General features: G+C 48.1%; 17 protein-coding genes. 16 read left to right on the forward strand and 1 reads right to left on the reverse strand.

The window, feature by feature from the left end:
- The 13 genes from EKO24_RS12020 to greA all read left to right on the forward strand — a co-directional run bounded on the left by EKO24_RS12020 (window position 1) and on the right by greA (window position 14,514).
- Complete coding sequence (locus EKO24_RS12020; RefSeq protein ID WP_127029222.1) at window positions 1–1,227, forward strand: type II secretion system F family protein; 1,227 nt, start codon at window positions 1–3, stop codon at window positions 1,225–1,227.
- A 3-nt stretch (window positions 1,228–1,230) separates the two neighbouring features.
- Window positions 1,231–1,722, forward strand: a complete 492-nt coding sequence (locus EKO24_RS12025; RefSeq protein WP_127029223.1) for a hypothetical protein — start codon at window positions 1,231–1,233, stop codon at window positions 1,720–1,722.
- Window positions 1,723–1,878: 156 nt separating this feature from the next.
- Window positions 1,879–2,421 carry a prepilin-type N-terminal cleavage/methylation domain-containing protein gene (locus tag EKO24_RS12030; RefSeq protein WP_127029224.1) on the forward strand — a complete coding sequence of 181 codons (543 nt, stop codon included), beginning with the start codon at window positions 1,879–1,881 and terminating at the stop codon, window positions 2,419–2,421.
- A gap of 204 nt (window positions 2,422–2,625) precedes the next feature.
- The gene (locus tag EKO24_RS23405) at window positions 2,626–3,081 is read left to right on the forward strand and encodes a type II secretion system protein (protein WP_127029225.1); all 456 of its coding nucleotides are present in this window, start codon (window positions 2,626–2,628) and stop codon (window positions 3,079–3,081) included.
- Between the two features lie 30 nt (window positions 3,082–3,111).
- Window positions 3,112–3,621, forward strand: coding sequence for a prepilin-type N-terminal cleavage/methylation domain-containing protein (locus EKO24_RS12040; RefSeq protein WP_143733218.1), 510 nt, complete (start codon window positions 3,112–3,114; stop codon window positions 3,619–3,621).
- Window positions 3,611–4,060: a type IV pilus modification PilV family protein gene (locus tag EKO24_RS12045; protein ID WP_127029227.1), complete on the forward strand. Its 450-nt coding sequence runs from the start codon at window positions 3,611–3,613 to the stop codon at window positions 4,058–4,060. Before EKO24_RS12040 ends, EKO24_RS12045 begins: the two co-directional genes overlap by 11 nt.
- 11 nt (window positions 4,061–4,071) lie before the next feature.
- The gene (locus EKO24_RS12050) at window positions 4,072–4,896 is read left to right on the forward strand and encodes a prepilin-type N-terminal cleavage/methylation domain-containing protein (RefSeq protein ID WP_127029228.1); all 825 of its coding nucleotides are present in this window, start codon (window positions 4,072–4,074) and stop codon (window positions 4,894–4,896) included.
- Window positions 4,893–5,333 carry a hypothetical protein gene (locus EKO24_RS12055; RefSeq protein WP_127029229.1) on the forward strand — a complete coding sequence of 147 codons (441 nt, stop codon included), beginning with the start codon at window positions 4,893–4,895 and terminating at the stop codon, window positions 5,331–5,333. The genes EKO24_RS12050 and EKO24_RS12055 overlap by 4 nt, the downstream gene beginning before the upstream one ends.
- Window positions 5,334–5,422: 89 nt before the next feature.
- Window positions 5,423–8,566 carry a DUF6701 domain-containing protein gene (locus EKO24_RS12060; protein WP_127029230.1) on the forward strand — a complete coding sequence of 1,048 codons (3,144 nt, stop codon included), beginning with the start codon at window positions 5,423–5,425 and terminating at the stop codon, window positions 8,564–8,566.
- Window positions 8,567–8,864: 298 nt separating this feature from the next.
- Entirely contained in the window at window positions 8,865–9,398 is a 534-nt protein-coding gene (locus tag EKO24_RS12065) for a hypothetical protein (RefSeq protein WP_127029231.1), read from the forward strand.
- Between the two features lie 205 nt (window positions 9,399–9,603).
- The gene (carA, locus tag EKO24_RS12070; protein ID WP_127029232.1) at window positions 9,604–10,734 is read left to right on the forward strand and encodes a glutamine-hydrolyzing carbamoyl-phosphate synthase small subunit; all 1,131 of its coding nucleotides are present in this window, start codon (window positions 9,604–9,606) and stop codon (window positions 10,732–10,734) included.
- A 21-nt stretch (window positions 10,735–10,755) separates the two neighbouring features.
- The gene (gene carB, locus EKO24_RS12075) at window positions 10,756–13,974 is read left to right on the forward strand and encodes a carbamoyl-phosphate synthase large subunit (protein ID WP_127029233.1); all 3,219 of its coding nucleotides are present in this window, start codon (window positions 10,756–10,758) and stop codon (window positions 13,972–13,974) included.
- A 63-nt stretch (window positions 13,975–14,037) separates the two neighbouring features.
- Window positions 14,038–14,514, forward strand: a complete 477-nt coding sequence (gene greA, locus EKO24_RS12080; RefSeq protein WP_127029261.1) for a transcription elongation factor GreA — start codon at window positions 14,038–14,040, stop codon at window positions 14,512–14,514.
- Window positions 14,515–14,562: 48 nt separating this feature from the next.
- On the opposite strand, the gene yhbY is transcribed toward greA, so the two are convergent.
- The gene (yhbY, locus tag EKO24_RS12085) at window positions 14,563–14,829 is read right to left on the reverse strand and encodes a ribosome assembly RNA-binding protein YhbY (RefSeq protein ID WP_127029234.1); all 267 of its coding nucleotides are present in this window, start codon (window positions 14,827–14,829) and stop codon (window positions 14,563–14,565) included.
- Window positions 14,830–14,874: 45 nt separating this feature from the next.
- Here yhbY and rlmE point away from each other — a divergent pair, with 45 nt between their 5' ends.
- The 3 genes from rlmE to glmM all read left to right on the forward strand — a co-directional run bounded on the left by rlmE (window position 14,875) and on the right by glmM (window position 19,167).
- A complete protein-coding gene (gene rlmE, locus EKO24_RS12090) occupies window positions 14,875–15,495 on the forward strand; it encodes a 23S rRNA (uridine(2552)-2'-O)-methyltransferase RlmE (protein WP_277752507.1) in 621 nt (206 codons plus the stop codon).
- Between the two features lie 282 nt (window positions 15,496–15,777).
- Window positions 15,778–17,703 (forward strand): ATP-dependent zinc metalloprotease FtsH, encoded by a 1,926-nt coding sequence (gene ftsH, locus EKO24_RS12095; RefSeq protein ID WP_196240019.1) that lies wholly within the window; start codon window positions 15,778–15,780, stop codon window positions 17,701–17,703.
- A gap of 123 nt (window positions 17,704–17,826) precedes the next feature.
- Window positions 17,827–19,167: a phosphoglucosamine mutase gene (glmM, locus tag EKO24_RS12100; protein ID WP_127029237.1), complete on the forward strand. Its 1,341-nt coding sequence runs from the start codon at window positions 17,827–17,829 to the stop codon at window positions 19,165–19,167.
- The last annotated feature ends 45 nt before the right edge of the window (window positions 19,168–19,212 follow it).

Raw genomic sequence — 19,212 nt, forward strand, 5'->3', positions numbered from 1 at the left:
ATGCCATTTTTTTCATACAAAGGCCGTAATAGCAAAGGCGAGCTGGTAAAGGGGCTGCTGGAAAGTCGCGACATTAATGCGTTGGCGAAACAGTTGCTCAGTACCGGCATTACCCCGATTGAGATTCTACCCGGCCGGGACCCTTCCGCCCCAAACGATTTTTTCAACGGTCTGTTTGAAGAACGTATACAAGCGACAGACATCATGATGTTTAGCCGGCAGATGTACACGCTGCTTAAAGCAGGCATTCCGATGATGACAGCCTTGAACGGATTGGTGCTATCAGCCAGAAACAAAGCATTTGCGAAAGTCATTGCCGATATTCGATTGAGCCTCGATAGCGGTCGCGAATTATCCGCCGCGCTTAGCCAACATCCGAAAGTGTTCAGCAGCTTCTATGTCAGCATGATACGGGTCGGTGAAACGACCGGTATGCTGGATAAGGTATTTTTGCGCTTATTCGATCATCTTGAATTTGAGAAAGTCATGCGCGACCAGATCAAATCAGCGTTGCGTTATCCTTCTTTTGTGATGATAGCGATGAGCGCGGCGGTTGTTATTATTAACCTATTTGTCATTCCGGTATTTGCTAAAGTGTTTGCACAGCTGGGTGCCGAGTTGCCGTTGATGACGCGTGTTTTATTAGGTTTTTCTCATTTTATGGTGAGTTCGTGGCCTTATTTAGTGGCCGGTTTCGGAGGGGCGGCATCTCTATTTCTTGCGTATATCGCCTCAAGCCATGGCCGGCACCGCTGGGATGCTTTTAAATTAACAGCGCCTATTGCCGGTCCGATTATCTATAAGGCAACCTTGGCGCGTTTTGCCAGGAGTTTTGCCTTGTCCAGTAAAAGCGGGGTGCCGATCATCAATGCGTTAAGCTTGGTCGCGCAAACCGTTGATAACGGGTTTGTCGCCGGGAAGGTCGAGCAAATGCGCGCCGGAGTTGAGCGGGGGGAATCGATTCTGCGCACGGCAACCAATACCGGCGTTTTTAATCCGCTGGTGCTGCAAATGATTGCCGTGGGTGAAGAGTCAGGCGAACTGGATGATTTGATGGAGGAAATTGCCGATATGTATCAACGCGATGTTGAATATGAGATCAAAAACCTGAGTGCCAAAATTGAGCCGATATTGCTGGTATTTATGGGAGGACTCATACTTGTGCTGGCGCTGGGCATTTTTCTGCCGATCTGGGATCTTGGGAAGGTGGCGTTACATAAGGGCTAGTTTATGAAGCAAGCAATCCAAATACCGGAAGCCGGTGCGAGTCGTTTCGATTTTGCAATTACCGTCAGTATTATCGCCGTCCTGACGTATCTATTGCTGCTTAGCCTTCACCGCATACAGAGCCAAGCCGAGCAGGCAGCGCTGGAAGCCGACCTGAACAGCATGCGTTGGGGATTACGTGAGCTATGGGCCCATCGTAACGTCAAAGGGCAAGCGCTAGCCAATAGCGAAATAGCTAATGCTAACCCGTTACAATTGCTGAATGAGCGCCCGGAAAATTATAGCGGCGAATTTCCGGAAACACCGCCGGATGCCCGGTCCGTCTGGTATTTCGATACGAAAGCCAAGCGTTTGGTGTACGTTTTCGGCGATGGCCGTCAAGTGCGCTATCGAGTGGCAGGCACCTCCGGGTTGAAGTGGGCGCCGCAAGGATCGATGGGAGGAATCGATTTAGTGCAAGATGATCAAGCTGAACATGTAATAGATGCGAAATGATCTAAGTTTTTCTCGTTGCAAATAAAATTCTCTTACTTTTCTCGAACTCTTGATACAAGCGCTTAACGGAAGCTCAAGCCGGTGCTAGAATCATCGCCCAAGCTGAGACAATGCTAATTCCGGATCAACCAAACCCTACAAATAAGACTAAAAAGCATGAATAAATCCCTAGGTTTCACCTTGGTTGAATTGGTCGTTGTTATCGTTATCCTGGCTATTTTGGCGGCAGTGGCATTGCCTCGCTTGACCAACTTGCAGATCGATGCCCGTATCGCCAAGCTGAATGCGGCACGAGGCAGCGTTGCGGCTGCTTCGACGATGGTTCATGCTACTCTATTCGCGCGCAACGGCAGGCCCGATACGGCCAATTGCCCGGCCGGCGGCGGTACTGCTAATAACAGCAGCGGCGCTACCGGTACTCTCTGCAGCGAGGCCGGTATTATCAATCTGGTTAACGGTTATCCAGCAGTTACCGCGATAGGTACGCCCGGCATATTGACTGCCGCGGGCCTGACTACGGTATTTAATCCAACCCAGATAGAGCTTCAGGCCGAGGGATATGATTACACCACGGCAGGATCGGTCGCGACTTTTCAGGTTCGCGGCGGCAGCTCTTCGAGCACTTGCTCATTTACGTATAGCGAGCCGGTCGCCAATGCAGCTCCGATTATCGGCGCTGTTACCACGACCGGGTGTTGACTGTGCTTTGTCGTGACCGATGAATCCAATTTGATCGATATAAAGCTGAGTTGAGCAGCTCGTCTGCTCAAACGAAACTTATGCCCTTTGGGTATAAGTTCAATCAATGCTATGGTTAATAAATAGCGCTCCTGAAACTATTCATAACTTGGTTTACCCCTTATTCGATCACGTATTATTTTTTAACATTTCAGAGTATTGAAAATGAAACAACAAACTATTGCAAAACAACAAGGCTTTACTTTAATCGAGCTGGTTATGGTCATCGTCATTTTAGGTATCTTGTCGGCGACGGCTTTACCGAAGTTTGTGAATTTGGGTTCGGATGCCAGAAAAGTCGCCATACAAGCCGTCGAGGGATCGATGCGGGCGACCAACAGTATCATCTACGCCAAAGCGGCTCTTGCCAATGCGTTGGGCGCAAGCGGAACGCCCACTGTCAATGGCGTTAGCATCAGCACCGTTTACGGATTTGCCACAAATGTTACCAATCTGGTTGCCGTGATGGATATATCGACCAGCGATTTCGATACCAGCACTACGACCAACGTGATTTTTCATAAAGGCGCAGCCGATGGCGGTACAGCCTGCCGCGTGACTTATGCTCCCGCGACTGCAACCACGGCGCCGACCTATACGACATTGAACACCGGTTGTTAAGCTCAATAGTTAGCCGTTTTTAAATCTGTATTGAATAAGGCCGTGGAACTTTACCGCGGTTTTATTTTGATCAGTCATGCTGCCGAATCGATGAAACCGTCCCAGGGATTCACTTTACTTGAGTTGATCATAGTGCTGACCATTGCGGCCATTTTAGGCGCGGTTATCACGCCTAAATTCTCCGATACCAAAGATTTTGAGGCGCGCGGTTTCTATGACGAAACTTTTTCGTTGCTACGGTATGCGCAAAAATCGGCCATCGCGCAGCGTCGAACTGTCTGTATCGCTTTTACATCGAACAGCGCGACCCTGACGATTGCTTCCGCGGCGTATTCGTCAGCCTGCGATACCGGCTTGGCCGGGCCTGACGGAACGATTCCTTATACCGCGACGGCCAAGGGCGGAGTTAATTATGCGTCCGTACCGGCGGGGTTCAATTTTAATCCGCTAGGCCGGCCGAGCGTGACTACCCAAACCTGGCAAGTCGCCGGCATGACTCAAACCATTACCGTTGAAGCAGAGACCGGCTATGTGCATTAATGGAGTACGGCAGCGCGGTTTTACGCTAATCGAATTGATATTGTTTATTGTGGTCGTAAGCGGCGGATTAGCCGGCATTATTTCCGTGGTGAATCTAAGCGTGCAACGCAGTGCCGATCCTTTGGTGCGCAAACAAGCTGCGGCATTGGCGGATTCGATTCTGGAAGAGATTTTACTGATGGAATATCAAGATCCGGACGGCTTGCCTAACGTGGTGGAAGGTACTCCTAGCCCGGACAGGACACTGCTGGACGATGTAGACGATTATAACGGCCTAAGCATTACCAACTTGCCGGCAGGCTTATCCGATTACGCGATTAATATCGCGGTTAGCGACGGTTCGGCGACACTGGGCGTTACTGCGAAAAAAATCACGGTAACGGTAACGGCCGGTAATGGCGAAAGCCTCGATATGACTGGTTACCGGGCGCAATATTAGTCAGCCGTTTTATGAAACGCATTCGGAATCGGATAAAAGGCTTTTCGCTGCTTGAACTCGTTATCGTGATTGTGATAACCGCGATTTTGGCAGCGATCATTGCAACGTTTATCAGGCAGCCTATAGATGCTTATATTGACAGCGTTCGCCGTGCGGCGCTGACCGATCAGGCGGATACGGTTATACGGCGCATGGCGCGGGACATTCGCAAGGCGCTGCCGAACAGCGTCCGTATATCGGCCGACCGTCAGTGTATCGAATTTATTCCTACCAAGACCGGCGGAAGGTACCGGGCGCAGAAAAACAATTCGGGGCAGGGCGATCCTTTGGATTTCACTACGGCTGACGGCAGTTTTGACATGTACGGCCTCAACAGCGCGCTTCCTGCCGACCGGCAAATCCAGGCCGGCGATCAGATTGCGGTCTATAACTTGGGTATTGCGGGTGCGAACGCTTATAACGGCGACAATACCTCGACAGTCGCCGGCGTAGGAACGGGCGATTTGCCTAACGAAACTAAGATTATCCTAGCCGCCCCGAAACAGTTCCCGTTGACCTCAGCAAGTAAGCGTTTCCAGGTCATTCCGGGTAATGAAAATATTGTTTCTTTTGTCTGTAACGGCGGCACGCTTTACCGCAACAGTAATTATGGTTATGCAATTTCCTGTCCGGCGGCGGGAGGCGCAATACTGGCACAACATGTCAGTTCCTGTGATTTTGCCTACGATCATTCCAACCCGCGCAATGCCTTGGTGCAGATGGCTATCAATATGACCACCGACGGCGGAGAGACTGTCAGGCTGTACCACGAAGCGCATATCGGCAATTCGCCATGATGCAGACAAAACATTATCAACAAGGCTATCTGTTGGTGGCTGCTATCTTTTTGCTGATCGGATTGGCTGCGTTAGGGGCTTTTATGGTCAAACTTTCCGATACGCAACATTTGACATCGGCCCAGGATATACAAGGGTCGAGAGCCTATTGGGCGGCGCGGTCGGGATTGGAATGGGCTGCTGCGACCATTGACGCATCGGATGCCGCTCGTTCGACGTGTCATTCGGCAACTATCGATATTGATGGTTTTTCCGTGCAGGTAAGCGAAGAGGATTGCTCTGCAAGCCTACCGCCCAGCTACAGTGAGGGGGGTATCAGTTATCTTCATCGCATAGTGTCAACGGCCGGCAGCGGTGGCGCAGTCGGCAGTCTGGGCTATATTGAACGGAGTCTTACCGCAACAATGGAATTTTGTACGCCCAAAGCGACTTGTTAAGGATAATTGAGTTGTTGTGACTGGCTTGAGCGAACGGACTTTGCCTAATGCCGGGAACGCAGGCTGGCTGGGCTTTATCACGGAAATGGATGATGAAATTAATTGTTAGAGCTATTTTTTTGACGACGGTTTTGTTCGGATGGGCAACTGGGGCCAGAGGAACGTGTGTGTCGGTGCCGACCACTATCAATTCCGGCGGCGCAGCCGTGGCCGCGCCTGTGGTTGCAAATATCGACAGTCTTTCCGTCGGTAATAATAGTTATGTTACCAGTTCTTCCGGAACGCTAACGACTAGCGGTAATGGCGCGTCGATGACAACTACCTTGGGCGTGAGTCCGCTTGGTCAGTCGACTTTGCCGGGTTTTTCGCCGGCTGTATTTCCAGCCGTAGGCGGGGCGGATAACACTCTAAGCGACGGGACGCTGGCGGCCGGGTCCTACGGCAAGGTTACGGTTAATGGCAGTAGCACTTTCTCGGGCGGAAGCTACTATATTTCGGAGCTGTTATCGGCCGGAAACGGGGATACGCTGATCATGTCGGCCGGCGATTATTTTGTCGATAAATGGAATGTAGGAAATAATTTTGTTTTGAATGTCAGTTCGGGGCCGGTGCGGATTTTTATCAATACGTCATTCCAAGCCGGAAACCAAAGTTTTTTTAATTCTCCTGGTACCACAGCCAATCTACAGGTTTACGCGTACAGCAATGCTCAACTGACGTTCGGCAACGCCAATAACGGTGATTCCGACGTTGATTTTAACGGGCTTATTTACGCTCCCGGTAGCAACACCAAAATCGAATTCGGTAACAACAATATTATCCAAGGTGCGGTATTAAGCGGCGGCGCCGTACAGTTAGGCAACAATACGGGAATTATTTTTGATGCCGCAACACAGTCGGCTATTGCTTCTATTTCTCTTCCCGGCAGCGGTTCTTGTAATGTGTTCGATCATCTTCAAATCGAGCATGATGGAGAAGGAGCGACCTGCGCTGCCGAGAACCTGACTATCAAAGCCTGTGCCGATATCGCATGCAGTTCGTTGGCGACGGTAGGGGGGATTACGGCGACCTTGCAGCCTTTCGGCATCGCTATCAGCATAGGAGGGACTGGATTACTGAATCAATCGGTAACGTCTTTGGGCGTCGGCACTAATACGCTCAACGCAACGTCGATTTCTCCGGCGCCGGCGAATGCAATCCCGGTCAGCTGTTTGAATACGGTGACCCATTCCGCGAGCTGCGATATGCTGATTTCGGCTTGCCCGGGAGGGGCTAACTTCGATTGCGTCGAAACCGCTATCGCGCCCTATGGCGGCGGAAGCGCGAGACTCTATACCAAGCTGGCAGGAACGCCTTTCAGCTTTGATGTGGTAGCGTTGAATGCTTCGGGCGCAGTTGAAAGCAATTATGTGGTTGCCGGCGGAACGCCTAAGAATGTCACTGTGGAATTGGTGGACGGTTCAGGGGCAACCGCTTGCGCCAGCCGCGCCGCCATTAGTCCGGCCGTTGCCCAGATGCTTACCGTTGGTTCCGCCGATTCGGGACGCAAGCCGGCCGTCGCGATGACAGTCAGTCAGGCTTATCCCGACGTGCGCTGCCGTGTGACAGATGCGAACCAGACGCCTAGTATTGTGGGATGTTCGTCGGATAATTTCGCGGTGCGGCCCGGCGCGGCGATATTGATGACGACCGCCAGTGCAGCCGCGCCTTCGGCAATCTCTGCTCCTGTCATTAAAGCGGGTACGGCTTTTACGATCGGCGCCACGACTACAACCGGCGCTGCCGATGCTTATACAGGCACGCTGGCGCTGGATTCCGGCAAGCTGAGTGCGCAATTACCCACTAATTCCTTAAGTTTGCAAAGCGGTGGAGCTGTGGGAAGTCTTACAGTGAGTCCGGCAGTACAGGCAAATGCATCGCCTTCGCAAAGTAATAACGCTGTTTGGGATGAGGCCGGCTATCTGTATGCCGGTGCCGGAGCATTCCGCGACGATGGTTTTACGTTGGTTGACCGGGGAGCCGGCGATTGTGTTCTTTCTACCGTTAATGATGCCTATCTGGCCGATACGTTCGATGCCAATAACAAAATCGGCTGTTCTATCGCCAATAAAACAGCCGTTTCGTTTGGGCGCTTTATTCCCGATCATTTCGGCATTAGCGGATCGGTTGTGACGCGCAGCGATCTGCAAACCACGGAACTTCAAACCACCCCTTTTACTTACATGGATGAGCCGATGAAGTTTGTGCTGGCGGTTACGGCCTATAATCATGGTAACGGGATTACGCAAAATTATGCAGCAAGTTTCGCGAAACTCGATGTTGTGAATTTAGGTTCGACAAATTTGTCCAATTGGATTTGCACCAGCGGCAATCAATGCATGGGGTTGTCCGCAATAAGCGGCGCGACTTCGCTGACTAGCCGCTTGGCTCTCGATACCACGAGCGCTAACAGCACGGCGCCAAGTAACACAACCACGGCAGGCGGCGGTATTCCGGGATGGAGCGGCGGCAGGAGTTATTTCACGCTATACGCCGCCGTTGGCCGCAACATCAGTCCGGATGGACCCTATGATGCTCCCGGCTTGAAGTTTGGGGCTAAACCGCTGGATTCCGACGGGGTTACATTGCCGCCGAAATCGTCAACCGACACGGCCCATTGCGTCGATCTCAATGTCGCAACTGGCGTTGAGAATGCGGGCTGCGTGTTTGCCGCTGCCGTCCCTGAATCAGACTTACGGCGCAAGATTTTTGAAACCAGCGTGCGCTATGGGCGACTGAGCCTCTCCAATGCGTTTGGTTCCGAATTGTTGGACCTGCCTATGCCGTTGATCGCTGAATATTGGAACAACAATAGTTGGATAAAGAATGTCGATGACCAAAGCACGACCGGTATTTCCTTGGTAGCCACAGATCCGATCGCGGATGATGGCTTAGTGCCTGCCGAGTTATTCGTTTGGGATACCGGTATCGGGAACGGCAATAGCGGCTTGGGTTATTCGGTAGCAGGCACGAGCGCTAATAAGTTTCGCGAGCCGCCGTTGGCAGGGGATTTTAATTTAAACTTTCGCGCGCCCGGTAGCGGCAATAGCGGTACATTGGATATTACGGCGACAGTTCCCAATTATCTTAGGTTTAACTGGAAAGGTGTCGGCGACGTCAATCCGGCCGCCCGGGCTACTTTTGGTATTTATAAGGGGAGCAGTAAGTTTATTTATATTCGTGAGCTTTATTAACTTGAGGCGTGAGTTTAAATAGTTAAAACAGCCTTTTAGTGCGCTCAGGGAGTTTCTTTACACATGAAATAGAGCCTGTAGCAGGTCGAAATTTTGATGTTTGCTGTTACATAAAAGCTCAATTAAACTAGCTCGTACGGAGAATAATAAATAGACAAATGGGCGTGAGCCGGCAATTCCGGCACAAAGAACATGCGACTTCTTGCGGATTGTGTATCTCAATCCAGTGTATCAAGTTCGCGTATTAAATATTTTTCATAAGGTGTGTTTTTAAAGCATCACCATAAGGAGAATAACCATGACACAAGAAAAACATTATCTAAACGATCAGTTCGGTAATGCCGTTTCTACGATTGTGAAGGGCATAGACCGCGATGTGGAACGAGGTGAAGACGCTCTGATGCTGGGATTTTGCATCGTTATGTTGTCTTCCTCTTTCGCTCCTGTATTACCGCCGAGTATTCTGCTGCCTTTGGTGGCCCTTGTTTTTGCAATCTCGGCCGGTTTTGCCCGGATTAATTATCACAATATGGAGAGAAAACTCACTGAATCCCTTGCCCAGTTGGAAGGTCACGAGAAAGCCATCCTGAATCCGATTGCTGCGGTATTTACCAATTGTTCGATGCCTTCTTTGGCGGAATCGTTTAATCCTTTAAAGAATCTGAAACGGACATGGAAAAGTGCGCTAGGCGGAATTTTAATTAATCCGTTATGGATGCCTATCTTCTACGTGATGGGGATGCAAATCGTCGAAGAGAAAAATCTTGGTGTTCTGAATCGGGCTATTATCGGCGTTGAGCAAAAAATCTCATCTTTGTCTTCTATGATTTAGCCAGGGTTTGGTGTTGGCGTTCATCTAATTTACTCGCTGTGGCATAAGCAAAATAGACTTCGATAATAGGCAGGATGTGTTCGGGTTTAAAAAATTGTTAATGACCCAAACAGCATAATCTCGTAAAATTACCTCAGTTTTGTTTTTTTACAACGGGATGAGCCCTTAAGGGCTCATCCCGTTTTGCACATTTGAGGTGACGTGTTTGACTAGGTCTGCTTTATTGGTTCTGGAAGATGGAACGGTTTTTAACGGTGTAGCCATAGGTGCAGATGGATGTTCCGTGGGTGAGGTCGTTTTTAATACGGCTATGACAGGGTATCAGGAAATTCTTAGCGATCCTTCCTATGCCCGGCAAATTGTGACATTAACTTATCCCCATATTGGTAATGTTGGGACGACTAGCGAAGATGAGGAATCTACCGGTGTTTTTGCCAGCGGTTTAGTCATCAGGGATTTACCATTGCTGGCCAGTAACTGGCGTAGCGAAAAAACGCTGCAACAATATTTAATCGATAATAACGTCGTCGCTATTGCCGATGTCGATACCCGTAAATTAACCCGGATTTTGCGCGACAAAGGTGCGCAACGCGGTTGTATTGTTGCAGGTGAATCGGTCGATGTGGACGTAGCGAAAAAAGCGATTGAAGGATTTCCCGGTTTAAAAGGAATGGATCTGGCAAAGGAAGTCACTGTCGATCAGCCTTACGAATGGACTGAGAATATCTGGCATTTGCAAAACGGACATACGCAAGCCGAAAATCTGACTAAACATGTTGTGGCGTACGATTTTGGCGTTAAACGCAACATTCTTCGCTTATTAGCCAACCGCGGTTGCCGCATCACTGTTGTTCCTGCAACGACGCCGGCTGAGAAAGTGTTGGCAATGAATCCTGACGGGGTTTTCCTGTCCAATGGCCCCGGCGACCCTGAGCCTTGCACTTATGCGATAGAGTCGATTAAAACCATACTGGAAAAGAAAATTCCGGTATTCGGGATTTGTTTAGGGCATCAGCTGTTAGCTTTGGCCAGCGGCGCGAAAACCGAGAAAATGAAATTCGGCCATCATGGCGCCAATCATCCGGTTCAGGAAATTGCGACGGGCCGGGTCATGATCAGTAGTCAAAATCACGGTTTTGCAGCTAACGAGGACAGTCTTCCCGACAATCTGGTAGCGACTTACCGTTCATTGTTCGACGGCAGTTTGCAGGGTATCAAGCGGACCGATTGTCCGGCGATGAGTTTTCAAGGTCACCCTGAAGCAAGTCCGGGACCTCATGATGTGGAGTCTTTATTCGATGATTTCATCGCGATGATGAAACAAGTAAACAAGTAATCAGCAGAGCAAATCAACAACATGCCAAAAAGAACCGACATAAAATCGATTTTATTACTGGGGGCGGGCCCCATTGTTATTGGTCAAGCCTGTGAGTTTGATTATTCCGGAACGCAAGCTTGTAAGGCGTTAAAAGAAGAGGGCTATCGCGTTATTCTGGTTAATTCCAATCCGGCCACGATTATGACCGATCCGGAGATGGCCGATGCGACTTACATCGAGCCTATCGATTGGAAGACCGTTGAAAAAATCATCGCTAAAGAACGTCCCGATGCGATATTGCCGACGATGGGCGGGCAGACTGCACTGAATTGCGCGCTGGATCTTGATGCTAACGGTGTTCTGGAAAAATACGGCGTTGAAATGATCGGCGCTACCAAAGAAGCGATTAACAAAGCCGAAGACCGTGAGCTGTTCAATCAGGCGATGCGGAAAATCGGTTATGAAGTGGCAAAATCAAAAACGGCGCATTCTATGGAAGAAGCGCTGGCCGCACAGCAGGAAGTGGGCTATCCGACCGTTATCCGTCCTTCATTCACGATGGGCGGCAGCGGCGGCGGTATTGCTTATAACAAGGAAGAGTTTGTTGAAATTTGCGAACGCGGCCTGTATTTGTCGCCAACCAACGAGTTATTGATCGAAGAATCGGTGCTGGGTTGGAAAGAATACGAAATGGAAGTGGTGCGCGATTCCAAGGATAACTGCATCATTGTTTGCTCGATTGAAAACTTCGATCCTATGGGGGTGCATACCGGCGATTCGATCACGGTAGCTCCTGCGCAAACGTTAACCGACAAGGAATATCAGATTCTGCGTAATGTCGCGTTGGATGTACTGCGCGAGATTGGCGTCGATACCGGCGGTTCCAACGTGCAGGTTGCGATTAATCCGAAAGACGGCCGCTTGATCGTTATCGAGATGAATCCGCGCGTATCGCGCTCGTCTGCGTTGGCTTCCAAGGCGACCGGTTTCCCAATTGCGAAAGTCGCTGCAAAGCTGGCGGTAGGTTACACGCTGGATGAATTGAAAAACGAGATTACCGGCGGCGCAACGCCGGCGTCGTTTGAGCCGACGATCGATTACGTGGTTACTAAAGTGCCGCGCTTTACTTTTGAAAAATTTCCGCAGGCCGACGATCGTTTGACCACACAGATGAAGTCTGTAGGCGAGGTTATGGCTATTGGCCGCACTTTCCAGGAATCGCTGCAAAAAGCTTTGCGCGGCTTGGAAATCGGCATCAGCGGTCTTAATGAAATTATCGACTTAAACCGGGAAGACGCCCGCGAAAAAATACAGCGGGAAATGCGTCATCCGGGGCCGGACCGTTTGCTGTATGTCGGCGATGCATTCCGTAGCGGCATGAGCTTGGAAGAAGTGCATGAGGCCAGCAAAATCGATCCGTGGTTTCTGGCGCAAGTTGAAGATTTAATTCTAACTGAAAAAACCTTATCGACTAAAACGTTGTCGACCTTGAAAGAAGGCGAGTTGTATAAGTTAAAGCGTAAAGGCTTTTCCGATGCTAGATTGGCAAAGCTTCTGGATACGTCCGAGTCCGAAGTCCGTAACGTGCGCCATAAGCAGAATATCCGTCCGGTTTATAAACGCATTGACTCCTGCGCGGCTGAATTTTCATCCGACACGGCTTATTTGTATTCGACTTACGAGCAAGAATGCGAAGCCCGGGTTTCCGATAAAGAGAAGATTATTATTCTCGGCGGCGGGCCAAATCGTATCGGGCAAGGCATTGAATTCGATTACTGTTGTGTTCATGCTGCATTGGCGTTACGCGAAGATGGCTATGAAACCATCATGATCAATTGCAACCCTGAAACGGTTTCTACCGATTTCGATACTTCGGATCGTTTGTATTTTGAGTCGCTAACACTGGAAGACGTGCTGGAAATCGTGCATCTTGAACAGCCTAAAGGCGTGATTGTGCAGTACGGCGGTCAAACGCCTTTAAAGCTGGCGCGTGCATTGGAAGCAGCGGGTGCTCCTATTATCGGTACATCGCCGGATTCGATTGATTTGGCTGAAGATCGCGAACGGTTTCAAAAGCTTTTGGAAAGACTGGATCTAAGACAGCCTCCCAATGCGACTGCCCGCTCTGTCGATCAGGCGATTAATGCGGCAAAAGAGCTGGGTTATCCTTTAGTTGTGCGCCCCTCATATGTGTTGGGCGGCCGGGCTATGGAGATCGTCTTCAATGAAGAAGGTTTGCAGCGTTATATGAAAGAGGCCGTCAGTGTTTCCAATGATTCGCCGGTATTGCTGGATAGATTCCTTGACGATGCTGTTGAAATGGATGTTGATGCGATATATGACGGTCAACAGATATTGATCGGCGGCCTGATGGAGCATATCGAACAGGCCGGCGTGCATTCGGGCGATTCCGCATGCTCGTTGCCTCCGTATGAGTTGGCGCAGGATATTCAAGATAAGTTGCGCGAACAAGTGACTAAGATGGCCGAAGCTCTGGGTGTTGTTGGTTTAATGAATACCCAGTTTGCTATTCAGGGAGAGGATATTTATGTATTGGAAGTGAATCCAAGAGCTTCGCGCACGGCACCTTTTGTATCGAAAGCAACCGGCTATCCATTGGCTAAAATTGCGGCGCGCTGTATGGTCGGGCAAACGCTGGCGGAACAAGGTATTACCGAAGAGCGTATTCCCGGTTATTATTCGGTTAAAGAAGCCGTATTCCCGTTTGTTAAATTTCCAGGCGTTGATCCTCTGTTGGGGCCTGAAATGAAATCAACCGGCGAGGTGATGGGGGTGGGTAAAACCTTCGGCGAGGCTTTTGCTAAATCTCAGCGTGCTGCCGGCGTCAACTTGAATCACAGCGGTAAAGTATTAATCAGTATCCGTGACGCGGATAAGGCCAAGGCGCCTGATATTGCCAGAATGCTGGTAGACAAAAAATATGAAATCGTTGCTACCGGCGGCACCGCAAGGTTCCTTAAAGAAGCAGGTATTCCTTGCGAAGTTGTGTATAAGGTTAATGAAGGGCGTCCTAATACGGTTGATATGATTAAAAACGACCAGATTCAACTGATTATTAATACAACGGAAGGTAAAAAAGCAATTTCTGACTCGTTCACTATGCGGAGGGAAGCTTTGCAGCATCGCGTTACTTATTACACGACAATGGCCGGCGCAAAAGCGGCCTGTTACGCGTTAGGTGAATTAGACGCCGGTGATGTGAATTGCTTACAGGATCTGCATAAGAGTCTAACTTAATAAAAAATGCTGTGAATGCGCATTTATTTGCGCAGCAAACGAAAAAATTGGAGTTTTGAAAAAATGAATAAAGTGCCTCTCACCGTCAAAGGTGCAGAAAAGTTACGTGCGGAATTGGAAGAGTTAAAGTCGGTTGTACGTCCGCGTATTATTGCGTCAATTGCAACCGCTAGAGCGCACGGCGACTTAAAAGAAAATGCCGAATATCATGCTGCAAAAGAGCAGCAAAGTTTTACCGAAGGTCGTATTTCTGAAATTGAAGCAAAACTCTCCAATGCCCAAGTTATTGATGTCACCAAGGTCGATGCTAATGGAAAGGTGGTGTTCGGTGCGACAGTGGAAATAGAGGATATTGAATCCGAGAGAAAAGTGACTTATCAGATTGTTGGCGAGGATGAGGCTAACATTAAAGAAGGTCGTATTTCAGTCGGTTCGCCAATTGCCAGGGCATTAATCGGCAAAGAGGTTGAAGACGTTGTTACAGTTAAAGCGCCGGGCGGCGACGTCGAATACGAAATTATCTCGATTGAATATATTTAATCGAGCTTGAATGGATAGGGGTAGCTTAACGGCATACCCCTGTTTCGATTATTTATCAGGGTTTAATCTGTAAATAACTATAATTTGTCCAATACTCTGAATGAGCTCTGCTCCAGTGTCAGTACAGATTTTCTCGCTGATCAATTTACGATCTTCCCTTTCGGCGCGTATTCGCACTTTAATCAGCTCGTGACTGTCAAGCGCCAATTCAATCTCTGCCAGTACGGCGGCTGTCAGTCCTGATTGGCCAATCATAATGACAGGCTTTAAGCTGTGCGCTTGAGCCCGGAATTTTTTCTTATCTGCAGGGTTCACTCTTTAATTCCTAAATCAAAATCCTAAATTCTACACTAAAATACAATTATGGGACGAAGTAAAAGCAGTAGTCGGTGGATGCAAGAACATTTTGATGACGAATACGTCAAAATGGCACAAGCTTTGGGTTATCGCTCGCGTGCGGTTTTTAAACTGAAAGAAATTCAGGATAAAGACCAGCTTATCAAGCCGGGGATGAATATTATTGATTTGGGAGCCGCTCCGGGAGGATGGTCTCAGTTTGCCCGGCAGCTTATCGGGAAAAAAGACAAAATTATTGCGTTGGATATTTTAGCAATGGAGCCAATCGAAGGTGTTGACTTCATTCAGGGGGATTTTCGTGAGCAAGCCGTTTTAGAACAGCTGTATGCTGTTCTTGCGGGGGCTCCGATTAATCTGGTAATGTCGGATATGGCGCCGAATATGAGCGGCAATAAAGAAATAGACCAGCCTCGTTCGCTTTATTTGGGCGAGCTGGCTCTTGAAACAGCTAAGACCGTGTTGGCAAAAAATGGAGTTTTTCTAGTTAAGCTGTTTCATGGGGCGGGTTTTGAGGATTTTTATAAGGAAGTGCAGCAATCTTTTACAAAGGTGGTTATTAGAAAGCCAAAAGCGTCAAGGCCGCGAAGTAATGAGGTTTATATTTTAGCTAAAGGCTTTAAATAATTTCATATAGTCCTAATATTAGTAAAAACGCATGCGCACCAAGCGGGATAAAGTTGAGTTGAGCGGCTTGTCCGCTCAGACGAAACTTATGCCCTTTGGGTATAAAGCTGAGTTGAGCGGCTGGTCTGCTCAAACGAAACTTATGCCCTTTGGGTATAAGTCGTATTGTCATGGGTGATTGGTGCAGGCAAATAACGACAGTCAGGGAAATTAATTCCTGATATAATCACTGAGTTTCTAAATCAAGAGCCGTTCAGGCCCAGGGTGTGTAAATTGAACGATATGATGAAAAATATAATCCTATGGGTCGTCATTGCAGTTGTATTGATGTCCGTTTTTAATAATTTCGGTCCACAAAGTGATAGGGCCGATTCGTCGTTGTCTTACTCGCAGTTTATTGAGTCTGTAAAAGCAGGCCAAGTTCAGCAGGTAATGATTGAAGACAATATTATTAAAGGCAAGATGCAGGGTGGTCAGATATTTAAGACTTACGCACCTTCGGACCCTCATTTAGTGGATGATTTGCTGGCAAATGGCGTCGAAATCAAGGCTGTCCCACCCGAGCAGCCATCCATGCTGATGCAGTTGCTGGTTTCTTTTGGTCCTATGTTGTTGCTTATTGCAGTATGGGTTTTCTTTATGCGGCAAATGCAAGGAGGTGCCGGCGGCGGACGGGGGGCGATGAACTTTGGTAAAAGCAAAGCCCGAATGCTTGAAGAAGACCAGATTAAAGTGACTTTTGCAGATGTGGCTGGTTGTGATGAAGCTAAAGAAGAAGTTGTTGAAATGGTCGACTTTCTTAAAGATCCGGCTAAATATCAGAAGCTAGGCGGTAAAATTCCCCGTGGTGCATTGATGATCGGTCCGCCGGGAACAGGTAAGACCTTGTTGGCCAGAGCTATTGCCGGCGAGGCCAGAGTGCCGTTTTTTACTATTTCCGGTTCTGATTTTGTTGAAATGTTTGTTGGTGTTGGTGCATCTCGCGTACGTGATATGTTCGAACAAGCCAAGAAACATGCTCCCTGCATTATTTTTATTGATGAAATTGATGCGGTTGGCCGTCAGCGCGGAGCCGGTTTGGGCGGTGGTAACGACGAGCGTGAACAAACACTAAATCAATTATTAGTTGAAATGGATGGTTTTGAGGGTAACGAAGGTATTATCGTTATTGCGGCAACAAACCGTCCCGATGTGTTGGATAAAGCATTATTGCGGCCGGGCCGGTTTGATCGTCAAGTAACTGTGGGGCTGCCCGATGTTCGGGGGCGCGAACAGATTCTTGCTGTACATGTTAAAAAAGTGCCTATTGCCGATGATGTTGAGGTTAAATATATAGCTCAAGGTACTCCAGGCTTCTCTGGAGCGGATCTGGCTAATTTAATCAATGAAGCTGCTTTGTTTGCTGCTCGAATGAATAAGCGGGTGGTCAATATGGCTGATTTGGAAAAAGCTAAGGACAAATTGATTATGGGGGTTGAAAAAACCTCTATGGTCATGAATGAGAAAGAAAAGAAAATGACCGCTTATCATGAAGCGGGACATGCCATTGTCGGTAGATTGGTTCCTGAGCATGATCCTGTATACAAGGTCAGCATTATGCCTAGAGGCCGTGCGCTGGGTATTACCATGTTTTTGCCTGAGAGAGATCAATATAGCGCCAGCAAGCAAAAACTCGATAGTATGATTTCCAGTTTATACGGCGGACGGATTGCGGAGGAAGTGGTTTTTGGTCGGGAGCAAGTCAGCACCGGCGCATCTAATGATATTGAGCGGGCAACTGAGCTGGCTAGGAACATGGTGACTAAATGGGGATTTTCTCAGCGTTTGGGGCCGTTATCATACAGTGAAGAAGAAGGCGAGGTCTTTTTGGGGCGGTCGGTAACTCAGCACAAAACAGTGGCGGAGGAGACCTCGCATACTATTGATGAGGAGATTCGCTCTTTTATTGACCGGAATTATGAGCGTGCCGAAACAATTTTGAATGAAAATATTGATATTCTTCATGCCATGGCTGACGCTTTGATGAAATATGAAACCATCGATAAATATCAAATTGAGGATTTGATGGCTCGTAAGCCGGTAAGAGCTCCTCAAGGCTGGGATGATAAACCGCCTTCATCTCACGGTGATATTATAACAGGCGATATTAAAAGCAAAAATGATATAAAAAATGAGAAATCAATTGGCGGAACAGCAGAGCAAAGCTGAGGATTTTCGGAATTGACACAAAAAAGGAGAGGCATAATACCTCTCCTTTTTTTGTGTGCGGTCTATACAAACTGAAGTGTAGATAGCAAACTGTTTTTTACCCTGTTTTTAGGTTTTGGGATTATGACAAGAAAATATTTTGGGACTGATGGCATTAGAGGAAAGGTGGGGGAATACCCGATAACGGCGGATTTCTTCTTGAAGCTAGGTTGGGCCGCTGGGCGAGTGTTTGCAACTGAAGGGCATGGTTTTGTTCTGGTTGGTAAAGATACTCGTATTTCTGGTTATATGTTTGAATCTGCATTAGAGGCGGGCTTAACTGCTGCCGGAGTCGATACGCGTCTGTTGGGGCCGATGCCAACTCCGGGGGTGGCTTATTTAACGCGCACCTTAAGAGCGCAAGCGGGTATTGTTATCAGTGCTTCGCATAATCCTTATTATGATAATGGAATAAAGTTTTTCTCGGTTCAAGGAACGAAGTTGCCTGATGAGATAGAACAAAGAATAGAAGAATATATGGATTCGCCGATGACAACAGTAGAGTCGTCAAAGTTGGGCAAGGCAAAACGGTTGGTTGATGCTCCTGGTCGCTACATAGAATTTTGCAAGGCCAGCGTGCCTACAAAACTGGATTTTACAGGTATGCGAATCATAATTGATTGCGCGCACGGGGCGACTTACCATATAGCACCGCATGTGTTTAGCGAAGTGGGTGCTGAGGTTGTTACTATTGGAGCTGAACCGGATGGTCTTAATATTAATGATGAATGCGGTGCAACTAAGCCGGAGAAGTTGGCGGCAACAGTGTTGTCTTATCGTGCCGACTTAGGTATTGCTTTGGATGGTGATGGCGATCGATTGGTTATGGTGGATCATAAAGGCGAAATTGTTGATGGTGACGAGCTTATTTATATTATTGCTAAAGCAAGGTTAGATATAGGGTTAATGTCGGGGCCTATAGTAGGTACTTTAATGACAAATCTTGGCATGGAGCACGGTTTGAAGAAATTGGGGCTTGAACTGCTTAGGGCTAATGTCGGTGATAGATATGTCATGGAGATGCTAACAGAGCATAAAGGGATTTTAGGGGGGGAAAATTCTGGGCATATTATCTGCTTGGATAAAACAACAACAGGTGACGGTATTATCGCTGCTTTGCAAATATTGGCGGAAATGCAAACCAGCGGCAAAAGTTTGCATGAATTGAAGTCCGGAATGCAAAAATATCCACAAGTTCTGGTAAACGTAAGAACTGACAAGAAAATAAATCCAGCTGAGAATGAGATTATTCAAAAAGCAGTGAAGGCTGTTGAGAAAAAGTTAGGAGATAGTGGTCGGGTTTTACTGAGGGCTTCGGGAACAGAGCCGCTAATTCGTGTGATGGTAGAAGGTCAACAAGCCGATTTAGTTGGAAATTATGCGCATCAAATAGCTGATGATGTTAAGAAAGCAATGGAGGCTTGAATTGTAGGCTATTAATATATATTATAGACGGTTTGATTCTATGTG

Origin of the sequence: Candidatus Methylobacter oryzae, assembly GCF_003994235.2 — a bacterium.
GTDB classification, from domain to species: domain Bacteria; phylum Pseudomonadota; class Gammaproteobacteria; order Methylococcales; family Methylomonadaceae; genus Methylobacter_A; species Methylobacter_A oryzae.

Coding starts and splice junctions, on each gene's coding strand:
- EKO24_RS12020 (WP_127029222.1), top strand. CDS start 1: ATGCCATTTTTTTCATACAAAGGCCGTAATAGCAAAGGCGAGCTGGTA.
- EKO24_RS12025 (WP_127029223.1), top strand. CDS start 1,231: ATGAAGCAAGCAATCCAAATACCGGAAGCCGGTGCGAGTCGTTTCGAT.
- EKO24_RS12030 (WP_127029224.1), top strand. CDS start 1,879: ATGAATAAATCCCTAGGTTTCACCTTGGTTGAATTGGTCGTTGTTATC.
- EKO24_RS23405 (WP_127029225.1), top strand. CDS start 2,626: ATGAAACAACAAACTATTGCAAAACAACAAGGCTTTACTTTAATCGAG.
- EKO24_RS12045 (WP_127029227.1), top strand. CDS start 3,611: ATGTGCATTAATGGAGTACGGCAGCGCGGTTTTACGCTAATCGAATTG.
- EKO24_RS12050 (WP_127029228.1), top strand. CDS start 4,072: ATGAAACGCATTCGGAATCGGATAAAAGGCTTTTCGCTGCTTGAACTC.
- EKO24_RS12055 (WP_127029229.1), top strand. CDS start 4,893: ATGATGCAGACAAAACATTATCAACAAGGCTATCTGTTGGTGGCTGCT.
- EKO24_RS12060 (WP_127029230.1), top strand. CDS start 5,423: ATGATGAAATTAATTGTTAGAGCTATTTTTTTGACGACGGTTTTGTTC.
- EKO24_RS12065 (WP_127029231.1), top strand. CDS start 8,865: ATGACACAAGAAAAACATTATCTAAACGATCAGTTCGGTAATGCCGTT.
- carB (WP_127029233.1), top strand. CDS start 10,756: ATGCCAAAAAGAACCGACATAAAATCGATTTTATTACTGGGGGCGGGC.
- greA (WP_127029261.1), top strand. CDS start 14,038: ATGAATAAAGTGCCTCTCACCGTCAAAGGTGCAGAAAAGTTACGTGCG.
- ftsH (WP_196240019.1), top strand. CDS start 15,778: ATGATGAAAAATATAATCCTATGGGTCGTCATTGCAGTTGTATTGATG.
- glmM (WP_127029237.1), top strand. CDS start 17,827: ATGACAAGAAAATATTTTGGGACTGATGGCATTAGAGGAAAGGTGGGG.